At 63.1% G+C, this 14521-nt stretch carries 2 protein-coding genes (1 of these 2 cut by a window edge); both read left to right on the top strand.

Translation table 11 applies throughout. The annotated features are described in order from the left end of the window. A complete protein-coding gene (locus NK667_RS05425) occupies window positions 1-12354 on the top strand; it encodes a non-ribosomal peptide synthase/polyketide synthase (protein ID WP_054617355.1) in 12354 nt (4117 codons plus the stop codon). Then, window positions 12354-14521, top strand: the 5' portion of a protein-coding gene (locus NK667_RS05430) for a non-ribosomal peptide synthetase (protein WP_054617354.1). 11374 nt of this gene lie beyond the right edge of the window; the window shows 2168 of its 13542 coding nt (coding positions 1-2168); the start codon lies at window positions 12354-12356; the stop codon falls past the right edge of the window. The genes NK667_RS05425 and NK667_RS05430 overlap by 1 nt, the downstream gene beginning before the upstream one ends.

Here is a 14521-nt window from a genome sequence, read left to right on the forward strand (position 1 = left end):
ATGAATGCTGAAGACTCCTTGAAACTTGCTCGCCGGTTTATCGGGTTGCCCCTGGAAAAGCGCCAGATGTTCCTTGCGGCCTTGCACAAGGAGGGTGTGGATTTCGCCCGTTTCCCGATCCCTCAAGGGGTTGAAGCCGAAGACCGGCAAGCGCTGTCCTACGCCCAGCAACGCATGTGGTTCCTGTGGCAACTGGACCCGCAAAGCGGTGCCTACAACTTGCCCGGCGCGGTACGCCTTAAAGGCCGGTTGAACCTGGCGGCGCTGGATCAGGCTTTTGCCAGCCTGGTCGCGCGTCATGAAACCCTGCGCACGGTGTTCCAGCGCCAGCCGGACGACAGCCTGCAACAAGTGCCGGCCAGTGCGCCGCTGGTCATCGAGCAGGTCGACTTCAGTGAATTGCCGGTTGCCGAGCGTGAACACGCGGTCGCCCAGGCAGCCCAGCAACAGTCGTTGCTGCCGTTCGACCTGGCCGTCGGTCCGTTGCTGCGGGTCAAGTTGCTCAAACTTGCCGAGCAGGAACATGTGTTGCTGCTGACCCTGCACCACATCGTTTCCGACGGCTGGTCGATGAACGTGTTGATCGACGAGTTCATCCGTTGCTACGACGCCCATGATGCGGGCGCGCAGCCGCAACTCGCGCCTTTGCCGATCCAGTACAGCGACTACGCCCTGTGGCAGCGCCGCTGGCTGGAAGCGGGGGAGCAGGCGCGTCAGCTCGAATACTGGCAAGCGCAATTGGGCGACGAACATCCGGTGCTGGAGTTGCCCATCGATCATCCGCGTCCGGCGATGCCGAGCTATCGCGGCACGCGCCATGAATTCGCGGTGGACGCGCAACTGGCCGAGCAACTGCGTGCGACCGCACAGAAGCACAACATCACCCTGTTTATGTTGCTGCTCGGCGCGTTCAATGCGCTACTGCATCGCTACACCGGGCAGACCGACATCCGCGTCGGCGTGCCCATCGCCAACCGCAACCGTGGCGAAATCGAAGGCCTGATCGGTTTCTTCGTCAATACCCAAGTGCTGCGCACCCAGCTCGATGGCCAGACCCGCGTGGTCGACCTGCTGGCCCGCATCAAGGAAACCGCCCTCGGCGCCCAGGCCCATCAAGACCTGCCGTTCGAGCGTCTGGTGGAAGCCTTGAAGCTGGAGCGCAGCCTGAGCCACACGCCGTTGTTCCAGGTGATGTACAACCACCAGCCGCAAGTCGCGGACATCACCACAGTGACCACGGCCTCGGGCCTGGAACTGGGCATGATCGACTGGGAAGGGCGCACCACCCAGTTCGACCTGACCCTGGACACCTACGAAAAGGCCGGCAAGCTGCATGCTGCGCTGACCTACGCCAATGACCTGTTCGACGCCGACACCATCGCGCGCATGGCGCGGCACTGGACCCGCCTGTTACAGGCCATGGTCGGCGATGTCACCCAGCGCATCGGTGAACTGCCGCTGCTGGATGCCAGCGAACACCAAAACTTGGTCCACGACTGGAACCACACCGCGCAAAGCTATCCGACCGAGCAGTGCATCCATCAGTTGATCGAAGCCCAGGCGTCGCGCACGCCGGACAACGTCGCGCTGGTGTTCGGCGATGTGACCTTGAGCTACGCGCAACTGGACGCCCAGGCCAATCAATTGGCGCAACTGCTGCGCGAACAGGGCGTTGGCCCGGATGTGCTGGTGGGGATCGCCGTTGAGCGGTCGATTGAAATGGTCGTCGGACTGCTGGCGATTCTCAAGGCCGGTGGCGCCTATGTGCCGCTGGACCCGGAATACCCTCAGGAACGCCTGGCCTACATGATCGAAGACAGCGCGATTGCGCTGTTGCTGACCCAAAGTTCTCTGCTACCGCGCCTGCCGACTGAAGGCGTGAACGTGATCACCCTCGATCAGCCGGCCAATTGGCTGGACCGCTACAGCGCTGCCCGCGTACCGGTGGCGATGCACAGCCTGAACCTGGCCTATGTGATTTACACCTCCGGTTCCACCGGTAAACCCAAGGGTGCCGGCAACAGCCACGCGGCGCTGGTCAACCGTTTGTGCTGGATGCAACAGGCGTACGGCCTCGATGGCACCGACGCGGTATTGCAGAAAACCCCGTTCAGCTTTGACGTATCGGTCTGGGAGTTTTTCTGGCCGCTGATGACCGGCGCCCGTCTGGTGGTCGCCGCACCGGGTGAACATCGTGAGCCGGCACGCTTGATCGACACCATCGGTCGTCACCAAATCAGCACGCTGCACTTTGTACCGTCGATGCTCCAGGCGTTCATTCATGAGCCGGGCGTCGAAGTCTGCACCAGCCTCAAACGCATCGTGTGCAGTGGTGAAGCGCTGCCGTTGGACGCGCAGTTGCAAGTGTTCAGCAAATTGCCGAAGGCCGGTTTGTACAACTTGTACGGTCCGACCGAAGCGGCCATCGACGTCACCCACTGGACCTGTGTTGATGAGGGCGCCGACAGCGTGCCGATTGGCCAGCCGATTGCCAACCTGCGCACGCATGTCCTCGACGCGCAGTTGCTGCCAGTGCCGGCAGGCGTGGCGGGTGAGTTGTACCTCGGTGGCGCCGGTCTGGCGCGCAGCTATCACCGTCGTCCGGGGCTGACCGCCGAGCGCTTCGTGCCGTGCCCGTTCCATGACGGCGCGCGCCTGTACCGCACCGGCGACCGCGTTCGCCAACGCGCGGATGGGGTTATCGAATACCTCGGGCGACTCGATCATCAAGTCAAACTGCGCGGTTTGCGTATCGAACTGGGCGAGATTGAAACCCGTTTGATGCAACACCCGCTGGTGCGTGAAGCGGTGGTGCTGGTGCAGGGCGGCAAGCATCTGGTCGGCTATCTGGTCCTGGAAAGCGCCGAGCCTGACGCGCAATGGCAACAAACCCTCAAGGCCTGGCTGCTCGGCAGCTTGCCGGAATACATGGTGCCGACGTACTTGATGCCACTGGCCAAACTGCCGGTGACCGCCAACGGCAAACTCGACCGCAAAGCCTTGCCCGAGCCGGAAGCCGCCGTGCAACAAGCCTTCGTCGAACCCCAGGACGAACTGCAAAAAGCCCTCGCAGCGATCTGGCAGGACGTGCTCGGTGTCGAGCGCATTGGCCTGGAAGACAACTTTTTCGAACTGGGCGGCGATTCGATCATTTCGATCCAGGTGGTCAGTCGTGCCCGTCAGGCCGGCATTCGCCTGAGCCCGCGCGACCTGTTCCAGTACCAGACCGTGCGCAGCCTGGCGCTGGTGGCGACGGTCGATCACCTGAGCACTGTCGATCAAGGCCCGGCCACGGGTGCGGTGCTGCTGACGCCGGTGCAGCATTATTTCTTCGAGCAACCGATGGCCGCACGCGGGCACTGGAACCAGTCGTTGCTGCTGGCACCGCGTGAAACGCTAAAAGCCCAGTGGCTGGAAAGCGCACTGACACGCTTGATCAATCATCACGATGCCTTGCGTATGCGCTTTGTCGAAGACGCTCAGGGCTGGCAGCAAAGCTACGCCGGCGAAGTGACCGAGTCCGGGCTGTGGCAACGTCAGGCCGACAGCGCCGAGGTGTTGGCCGCCCTGTGCGATGAAGCCCAGCGCAGCCTTGACCTGCAAAACGGTCCGCTGCTGCGGGCGATGCTGGTGACCTTGGCCGATGGCGCTCAGCGTCTGTTGCTGGTGATCCATCACTTGGCGGTGGACGGCGTGTCGTGGCGCGTCTTGCTGGAAGATTTGCAGCAGGCTTACACGCAACTGGAAAGCGGCGGGGCGATTGTCCTGCCGAGCAAGACCAGCGCTTATCAAGCCTGGGCCGAGCGCCTGCAACAGCACGAACCAGCGCTGAGCGAAGAGCTGGCGTACTGGCAGCAACAAACCAGCGCACAGGCATTGCCGTGTGACCGTCCCGACGGGCGCCTGGACAATCGCTTCGGGCAAAAAATCGAATGGCGCCTGGACAGCGAACTGACCCGCCAGTTGCTGCAAAGCGCGCCGGCGGCTTACCGCACCCAGGTCAACGATTTGCTCCTGACCGCACTGACGCGGGTCATCTGCCGCTGGAGCGGCCAGCAAACGGCGTTGATTCAGCTTGAAGGCCACGGTCGTGAAGACCTGTTCGACGAACTCGACCTGACCCGCAGCGTGGGTTGGTTCACCAGCCTGTTCCCGGTCAGCCTGCAACCGGCGGCGACGCTGGCGGACTCGATCAAAACGGTCAAGGAACAACTGCGCGCCGTACCGGGCAAGGGCCTGGGTTATGGCGTGTTGCGCTACCTCGGCGAACCGGCGCAGCGCGCACAACTGGCAGCCCTGACGCCGCCACGCATCACTTTCAACTACCTCGGGCAGTTCGATCGCCAGTTCGACGAAACTGCGCTGTTTGTGCCGTCCACCGACGGCAGTGGCGTGGCCCAGGATCCTTCGGCGCCGTTGGCCAACTGGCTGACCGTCGAAGGGCAAGTCTACGGCGGCGAATTGTCCATGAGCTGGGGCTTCAGCCACGAGATGTTCGACGCGGCGACCATCCAGCAATTGGTCGACAGCTATGGCGCCGAACTGCGCGCGCTGATCGAACATTGCGCTGCGCTGGAAACGCCGCAAGCCACGCCGTCGGACTTCCCGTTGGCGCGCATCACCCAGGCGCAACTCGACGCGCTGCCGGTGCCCGTCGGCCAACTCGACGACCTGTATCCGCTGTCACCGATGCAGCAGGGCTTGCTGTTCCACACCCTCTACGAACAAGCGGCGGGCGAGTACATCAATCAGTTGCGGGTCGACGTTCAAGGGATTGATCCCGAGCGTTTCCGCGCCGCGTGGCAGGCCACCGTCGATGCCCAGGACATTCTGCGCAGCGGTTTTGTCTGGCAGGGTGAGCTGGAGCAGCCGCTGCAAATCGTCCATAAACACGTGCAGTTGCCGTTCAGCGTGCTCGACTGGCGCGCCCGTGGCGATGACGCCGCCGCCCTCGACGGCCTGGCCGACGCTGAGCGCCAACAAGGTTTCGACCTGACCCAGGCGCCGTTGCTGCGCCTGGTGCTGGTGCAAACCGCCGCCGATCAATGGCACCTGATTTATACCCATCACCACATCCTGATGGATGGCTGGAGCAACTCGCAGCTGCTGGGCGAAGTCTTGCAGCGTTATCGTGGTCGGGCGCCGCTGGCGGCCGCCGGGCGTTATCGCGATTACATCGGCTGGCTGCAACGTCAGGACGGGCAATTGAGCGAAGACTTCTGGGGCGAGCAACTGGCGTCCCTACAAGAGCCGACCCGGTTGGCGCGGGTGGTGTCCGGTAACGAAGCCTTGAGCGGTCATGGCGATCACTTCCAGACCGTGCAAGCCACTGGCACTCAAGCGCTGGAAGCGTTTGCCCGCCAGCAAAAAGTCACTCTCAACACCCTGGTGCAAGCGGCGTGGCTGCTGTTGCTGCAACGCTACACCGGTCACGAAACCGTAGCTTTCGGCGCCACGGTGGCCGGACGTCCGGCGGACTTGCCGGGCATCGAGCAACAGGTCGGCCTGTTCATCAACACCTTGCCGGTCATCGGCACGCCGCGCCCGGACCAGGGCGTCGGTGCGTGGCTGCAAACTGTGCAGGCGCAAAACCTCAGCCTGCGCGAGTTCGAACACACGCCACTGGCGGATATTCAGCGCTGGGCCGGGCAGGGCGGCGAGGCGTTGTTCGACAACATTCTGGTGTTCGAGAACTACCCGATTGCCCAGGCGCTGCAACAGGGCGCGGAACAAGGCGTGGTGTTCGGTGAGGTTACCAGCCTTGAACAAACCCACTATGCGTTAAGCGTCGCCGTGACCCTCGGCGACACGCTGGCGCTGCATTACAGCTTCGACCGCGCGCATTTCGCCAGCAATGCCATCGAGCGCATCAGTGCGCAATTGCTGCAACTGCTGGAGCAGTTTGCCGAGTCCGCCGAACGCAACCTCGGCGAAATCGCCCTGGCCAGTCCAAAGGAACTGGCGCTACAACTGGCCAACAACCATCCGCAGCCGTACTCGGTGGACGTCGCCGTGCACCAGCGCATCGCCCAATGGGCGGCCCAGGGCCCGGAGCGCACGGCGGTGATTTTTGCCGGCCAGCGCTTCAGCTATGGCGAGATCGACCGCCGCGCCAACCAACTGGCCCACGCGCTGATCGCTCGTGGTGTCGGCGCGGAAACCCGGGTCGGCGTGGCGTTGCCGCGCAGTGAAGGGGTGATCGTTGCGCTGCTCGCAGTGCTCAAGGCCGGTGGCGCGTATGTGCCGCTGGACACCAGTTATCCACGGGAACGCCTCGCATACCTGATCGAGGATTCCGGGCTGGCGCTGCTGCTGACCGACTCCCGCGTTTCGGCGCAATTGCCTATCGACGAGGCCACCCAAGTACTGGAACTCGATCGCCTCGACCTCAGTGGCCAGCCACTCGATGCGCCGCAGGTACAACTCGATCCGCAGAACCTCGCCTACGTGATCTACACCTCCGGCTCCACCGGCAACCCGAAAGGCGTGAGTGTGGCCCACGGGCCGTTGGCGATGCATTGCCAGGCGATCGGCGAGCGCTATGAAATGCGCGACAGTGACTGCGAATTCCACTTCATGTCGTTCGCCTTCGACGGTGCGCATGAACGCTGGCTGACCAGCCTGACCCACGGTGCGTCGCTGCTTATCCGCGATGACAGCCTGTGGACCCCGGAACAGACCTACAACGCCATGCGCGACCACGGCGTCACCGTCGTGGCATTCCCGCCGGTGTACCTGCAACAACTGGCCGAACACGCCGAGCGTGAAGGGCATCCGCCGAAGGTGCGCATCTACTGCTTTGGCGGCGACGCGGTGCCGGCCGCGAGTTTCGAGCGGGTCAAGCGCGCCCTCGATCCGGACTACATCATCAACGGCTACGGCCCGACCGAAACCGTGGTCACGCCGCTGATCTGGAAGGCCGGGCGCGAGGTGCCGTGCGGTGCCGCGTACGCGCCAATTGGCAGCCGCATCGGCGACCGCAGCGCCTACGTGCTCGACGCCGACCTGAACCTGTTGCCCCAAGGCATGGCCGGTGAGTTGTACCTGGGTGGCACCGGTCTGGCCCGGGGTTACCTGAACCGTCCGGGCCTGACCGCCGAACGCTTTGTCGCGGACCCGTTCAGCAACGTCGGTGGCTTGCTGTACCGCACCGGCGACCTGGTGCGCCAGCGTGCCGACGGTACTTTCGACTACCTGGATCGCATCGATAACCAAGTGAAAATCCGTGGTTTCCGTATCGAACTCGGCGAAATCGAAGCGCGCTTGCAAGCCCTCGATGGCGTGCGCGAAGCGGTGGTGGTCGCCCAGGAAGGCACGGCTGGCAGCGGCAAGCGTCTGGTGGCCTACGTGGTGGCGGATGCGTTGAACGCGGCGCGGGTTGATTTTGCCGAGAGCCTGCGCGAGCAATTGAAAGTCGCCTTGCCGGCGCACATGGTCCCGGCCTATTTGCTGCTGCTCGAACGTCTGCCGCTGACCCCGAACGGCAAACTCGACCGCAAGAACCTGCCCAAGCCAGATGTCAGCCAATTGCAGCAAGCCTACGTGGCGCCGCAAAGCGCGCTGGAGCAGCAACTGGCGACGATCTGGCAGGACGTGTTGAAGATCGATCAGGTCGGCCTGAGCGACAATTTCTTCGAACTGGGCGGCGATTCGATCATCTCCATTCAAGTGGTCAGCCGCGCCCGCCAGGCCGGGATTCGCTTCACACCGAAGGATTTGTTCCAGCACCAGACCATCCAGGCCTTGGCCACGGTGGCGCGCCTGGGCGAACAGGCCCAGCTTATTGATCAGGGCCCGGTCACCGGCGAACTGGCGTTGTTGCCGGTGCAGCAAGTGTTCTTCGCCCAGACTATTCCTGAGCGTCAGCACTGGAACCAGGCGGTGATGCTCAAGCCAACGCAAACCCTCGATGCCGTTGTGCTTGAACGGGCGTTGGGTGCGTTGATTAACCATCACGACGGCTTGCGCTTGAGCTTTGTCGAGCAGGCCGATGGCTGGCAGGCGCAGTACCGCGCGATCAATCAACAGGCAGACGGAATTGTCTGGGCGGTCGATGTCGCCGACGCCGCAGGGCTGGAAGCCGTGGCCAATGAAGCGCAACGCAGCCTGAACCTGCAAGGCGGGCCGCTGGTGCGTGCAGTGCTGGCCAACCTCGACGACGGCAGCCAGCGCTTGCTGCTGGCGATCCATCACCTGGTGGTGGACGGCGTGTCGTGGCGGATTCTGTTTGACGATCTGCAAACCGCGTATCGCCAATTGTCGGCGGGTGAACCGCTGCAATTGCCAGCCAAGACCAGTGCCGCCAAGGCCTGGGCCGAACACCTGCAAAGCTATGCGCGCAGTGCGCCGTTGCAACAGGAATTGGCCTACTGGCAACAACAGTTGCAAGGCGCCGACGTGGCGCTGCCGTGCGACAACCCAGAGGGTGGGCAACAGAACCGCCATGCGCTGACCGTTCGCACGCAACTGAACAAAGCACTGACCCGGCAACTGCTGCAAGACGCCCCGGCGGCTTATCGCACGCAGGTTAACGACCTGCTGCTGACCGCGCTGGCTCGGGCCATGGTGCGCTGGACCGGCGCCGACAGCACGTTGATTCAGCTTGAAGGCCATGGCCGCGAAGAACTGTTCGACGGCGTGGACCTGACCCGCACCGTGGGTTGGTTCACCAGCCTGTTCCCGGCCAAACTGACGCCGACCGCCGACCTCGGCGGCTCGCTGAAACAGATCAAGGAACAGCTGCGCAGCATCCCGAACAAAGGCATCGGTTTTGGTGCGCTGGCGCATTTGGGCGACGACGCCGCGCGTGAGGCGCTGGGTCAGTTGCCGGTGCCGCGCCTGACGTTCAACTACCTGGGGCAGTTCGACGGCAGCTTCACCGAAGCCGATGGCGCGCTGTTCGTGCCGTCCAGTGAAGCGGCCGGCGATGAACTCGATGACGGCGCGCCACTGGCCAACCACCTGGCCCTCAACGGTCAGGTGTACGGCGGTGAATTGAACCTGGGCTGGACCTTCAGCCGCGAGATGTTCAACGAGGCGACCATCCAGCAACTGGCCGACGATTACGCGCTGGAACTGCAAGCGCTGATCGCCCATTGCTGCCAGGCCGGGCAACACGGCGTCACGCCGTCGGACTTCCCGCTGGCGTGCTTGAACCAGGCACAACTCGACGGCTTGCCGTTGGCGCCGCAGTTGATCGAAGACCTTTATCCACTGTCGCCGATGCAGCAGGGCATGCTGTTCCACGCGGTGTACGAAGAAGCCACTGGCGATTACATCAACCAGATGCGCCTCGACGTCGAAGGGCTCGACCCCGAGCGTTTCCATCAAGCGTGGCAAGCGGCGGTGGAGGCCCACGACATCCTGCGCACCCGTTTCGTCTGGCAGGGCGAACTGGACGCGCCGGTGCAAGTGGTCAGCAAACACGTGCAGATGCCTTACAGCCTGCATGACCTGCGCGCCGAGCCGCAGCTTGAACAGGCGTTGCAGACCCTCGCCGACATCGAGCGTCAACGCCTGGACCTGAACGCATCGACCTTGCTGCGTCTGGTGATTGCGCGGGTCGACGACAACCGTCATCACCTGATCTACACCAACCATCACATCCTGATGGACGGCTGGAGCAACTCGCAGTTGCTCGGCGAAGTGCTGCAACGCTACAGCGGCCAGTTCCAGGCGACCCATGGCGGACGTTATCGCGACTACATCAACTGGCTGCAACGCCAGGACGCCGCCGCCAGCGAAGCCTTCTGGCTGCCGGCGCTGCGCAACCTCGACGAACCAACGCGCCTGGCCCAAGCCGTGGCCCGGCCAGCGGACGCTGACGAGCAAGGTTATGCCGATCACTTCCAGGTGCTGGACGCCGAACAGACCTTGCGCCTGAGCGAGTTCGCCCGCGCCTCGAAAGTCACGGTCAACACTTTGGTGCAAGCCGCATGGCTGCTGTTGCTGCAACGCTACACCGGCAAATCCACCGTGGCCTTCGGCGCCACTGTGGCCGGACGTCCTGCGGACCTGCCGGGTGTCGAGCAACAGATCGGTCTGTTCATCAACACCTTGCCGGTCATCGCCAGCCCACAGGCGCAGCAGTCGCTGGGCAGTTGGTTGCAAGCGGTGCAGGCGCAGAACCTGGCGCTGCGGGAGTTCGAACACACCGCGTTGTTCGATATCCAGCGCTGGGCCGGGCAGGGCGGCGAAGCCCTGTTCGACAGCATCATGGTGTTCGAGAACTACCCGATTTCCGAGGCCCTGGAACAGGGCGCACCGCAGGGACTGCGTTTTGGTCCGGTGGCGAATCACGAACAAACCAACTACCCGCTGACATTGCTGGTGAGCCTGGACCGTCAATTGTCGGTGCACATGAGCTATCAGCGCGGCAGTTTTGCCCAGGCGACCATCGAGCAACTGGCGGGGCATTTGCAACATCTGCTGAGCCAGATGACCGCGCCGGAACGTTGCCTCGGTGAGTTGGCATTGCTCGACGATGCTGAACAACGCCAGGTGTTGCTGGACTGGAACCCGGTAGACGAAGCGTTCGCCCAGGACCTGTGCATTCACCAGTTGATCGATCAACAAGTGGCGGCGCAACCGAACGCGTTGGCGGTGACCTTTGCCAACAAGCAACTGACCTATGCCGAACTCGATGCCCGGGCCAATCGCCTGGCGCACAAACTGATCGAACTGGGCGTCGGCCCAGAAGTGCGGGTCGGCGTGGCGATGCAGCGTTCCGACAGCCTGCTGGTCGCATTGCTCGCGGTGCTCAAGGCCGGTGGCGCCTACGTGCCGCTGGACCCGGATTACCCGGCCGAACGGGTCGCCTACATGCTCGAAGACAGCCACGCTCTGGTGCTGCTGACTGAACAAGCCATCGCCGCCACCCTGTCGGTGAGCGCCAATACCCAAGTGCTCTGGATCGATCAGGTCGAAGCGCAACTGGCGGCTTATCCGCACACCACACCGCTCACCCGCGTCACGCCGGACAACCTGGCCTACGTGATCTACACCTCCGGTTCCACCGGCAAGCCGAAAGGCGTGTCCATTGCGCATCGCAACGTGCTGGCGCTGATCGACTGGTCGCAGTCGGTCTACAGCCGCGACGACATTCAAGGCGTGCTGGCCTCGACCTCGGTGTGCTTCGACTTGTCGGTGTGGGAGCTGTTTGTCACCCTGGCCAACGGCGGCTCGCTGATCATCGCGCGTAACGCGCTGGAACTGGTGCAACTGCCGGCGCGGGATCAAGTGCGCCTGATCAATACCGTGCCGTCGGCGATCAATGCACTGCTGGGCGCGGATCAGATTCCGCCGAGCGTGCGCATCATCAATCTCGCCGGTGAACCCCTCAAGCAAAGCCTGGTGGATACGCTCTACGGGCAGGCGACGGTCGAGCATGTTTTCGACCTGTATGGCCCGTCGGAAGACACCACCTATTCCACCTGGACCCGGCGCGAGGCGGGCGGCAAGGCGAACATCGGTCGTGCGCTGAAACACACCGCCAGTTACTTGCTGGATGCCGATCTGCAACCGGTGCCGGTCGGTGTGTCGGCCGAGCTGTACCTGGCCGGCGCCGGCATCACTCGCGGTTACCTGGCACGTCCGGGCATGACCGCCGAGAAGTACGTGCCGAACCCGTTCTCCAGCACCGGCGAACGCCTGTACCGCACCGGTGACCTGTGCCGCTATCAGGCCGACGGTGTGCTCGAGTATCGCGGTCGCATCGACCATCAAGTGAAGATCCGCGGTTTCCGCATCGAGCTGAGTGAAATCGAAGCGCGGTTGCTGCAACAACCGGGCGTTCACGAGGTGGCGGTACTCGCCCAGGAAGCCCAGGGCGGTCAGCAATTGGTGGCCTACGTGGTCGCGCCGCAACTCGACCTGAACGCCGCTGACGCCCAGCGTCAATTGCGCGATGAACTCAAGGCCGGGCTCAAGGCCAGCCTGCCGGACTACATGGTCCCGGCGCATCTGCTGTTCATCGAACAACTGCCGCTGACCCCCAACGGCAAGCTCGACCGCAAGGCGTTGCCGAGCGTGGACGCGAGCCAGCTGCAGGCCAGTTATGTCGCGCCACACAGCGAACTTGAGCAACAGGTCGCCGCGATCTGGCAGCACGTGTTGACCGTCGAGCGCATCGGTTTGAACGACCACTTCTTCGAGCTCGGCGGCCACTCGCTGCTGGCCGTCAACGTGGTCTCGCGGGTCGCCCTCGAACTGGGCCTGACCCTGACCCCGCAATTGCTATTCCAGTACCCCGTCCTCAGGGATTTCGTCGCGCAACTCGACACCGACGGCGGGGCCATCAACGAACAGAAACTGAACAAGCTGGAAAGCCTGCTTGACGAAATGGAGGAAGTCTAATGGACAAGAGTGTTGCTTTGAGGATTGCCAAGCGCTTTATCACTCTGCCGCTGGACAAGCGCAAGTTGTACCTGGAGAAGATGCTCGAAGAGGGCGTGTCCCCGGCGAACTTGCCGATTCCCGAGGTCAAGTCAGGGTTTGAATCGATCCCGTTGTCCTACGCCCAGGAACGCCAGTGGTTCCTCTGGCAGATGGACCCCCATAGCACCGCGTATCACATCCCCAACGCCTTGCGCCTCAAGGGCGAACTGGATGTGCCGGCGCTGGAACGCAGCTTCAATGCGCTGGTGCAGCGCCATGACAGCCTGCGCACGACGTTCATCGAGCAGGACGAAAAAACCGTCCAGGTGATCCATGGACAGATGCCGATCAGCATCGACATTCAAGCCCTCGACGCTGACCTCGCCCCGGCAGTGCTGGACGAGCGGATCAAGGCATTTGTCGAGCAGGAAACTCACCGGCCTTTCGATTTGCAGCATGGGCCGCTGCTGCGGGTGTCGCTGCTCAAGGTCGCCGACGACGATCACGTCCTGGCACTGATCCAGCACCACATCATCTCCGATGGCTGGTCGATGCAAGTGATGGTCAAGGAATTGATCCAGCACTATGTCGCCCAGACCTCGGGTCAGCCGTTGACCCTGCCTGAGCTGACCGTGCAATACGCCGACTACGCGATCTGGCAGCGCCACTGGCTGGAAGCCGGGGAGCGCGAGCGCCAACTGGCGTACTGGACGGCGACGCTGGGCGGTGAGCAAACCGTGCTGGAGTTGCCGATCGATCATCCGCGCCCGGCGCTGCAAAGCTTTCGCGGCGCGCGGCTGGACCTGAATTTGTCGCCAGCCCTGGCCACTTCGCTCAAGCAACTGGCCCAACGCGAAGGCGCCAGCCTGTTCATGGTGTTGCTGGCCTCGTTCCAGGCCTTGCTGCATCGCTACAGCGGCCAGCCCGATATCCGCGTCGGCGTGCCGGTGGCCAACCGCAACCGCGTGGAAACCGAGGGCCTGATCGGCTTCTTCGTCAACACTCAGGTGCTGAATGCGCAAGTGCACGGGCAGTTGCCGTTCAATCAATTGCTGGCCCAGGTCAAGCAATCGGCGATGGCGGCCCAGGCGCACCAGGACTTGCCGTTCGAGCAACTGATCGAAGCGTTGCAACCGGAACGCAGCCTGAGCCATAGCCCGGTGTTCCAGGTGATGTACAACCACCAGGCACTGAATGACCAGACCCAGCAACAGAGCCGCGTGCAACTGCCGCAGTTGAGCGTCGAAAGCATTGTCTGGGAAGGGCGCACCGCGCAGTTTGACCTGACGCTGGGCACTTACGAATCGAACGACGGCGTATCGGCTGAGCTGACCTACGCCACGGATCTGTTCGAGCCAGCGACCATCGAGCGTCTGGCGCGGCATTGGCAAAACCTGCTGCAAGGCATCGTCGAGCAATCCAGCCAGCGCATCGGTGAGCTGGCGTTGCTGGACAGCGGCGAGCAAAGCGTTCTGTTGCAGGATTGGCATCGTGTGGTCGAGCACTCCGCGCAAGCGCCGTGCGTGCAGCAGCGCATCGCGGCTCAGGCGGAACAGACGCCGGATGCCGTCGCACTGATAGTCGGCGAACACAGCCTGACCTATGCGCAACTGGACGCCCGCGCCAATCAACTCGCGCATAAGCTGATCGAAGCGGGTGTAGGCCCGGATCGTTTGGTGGGCATTGCCGTCGAGCGCAGCGTGGAAATGATTGTCGGCCTGTTGGCGATTCTCAAGGCTGGCGGTGCTTATGTGCCGCTGGACCCGGCGTACCCCGAGGATCGACTGGCCTACATGATCGAGGACAGCGGTCTTGAACTGCTGCTGACTCAGTCCCATCTGCAAGCACAGTTGCCGATTCCGGCCGGGCTCAACACCTTGTTGCTGGATCAGCCGCAAACGTGGCTGGCGGCGTATCCACAGACTTGCCCAACTGTGGCGCTGAATGGCGAACACCTGGCTTACGTGATCTACACCTCCGGTTCGACCGGAAAACCGAAGGGCGTGATGGTGCGCCACGCCGCCCTGTGCAACTTCGTCGAAAGCATGGTTCATCAGCCGGGCCTGAATCCGCATGACCGCATGCTGTCGCTGACCACCTTCTCGTTCGATATTTTCGGCCTGGAAATCTACGGCCCGCTGCTGGC

The sequence above is a fragment of the Pseudomonas nunensis genome (assembly GCF_024296925.1).
Taxonomy (GTDB): domain Bacteria; phylum Pseudomonadota; class Gammaproteobacteria; order Pseudomonadales; family Pseudomonadaceae; genus Aquipseudomonas; species Aquipseudomonas nunensis.

Bases quoted from the DNA above. Each gene is read 5' to 3' on its own strand.
- NK667_RS05425 (WP_054617355.1), top strand. From the start codon at position 1: ATGAATGCTGAAGACTCCTTGAAACTTGCTCGCCGGTTTATCGGGTTG.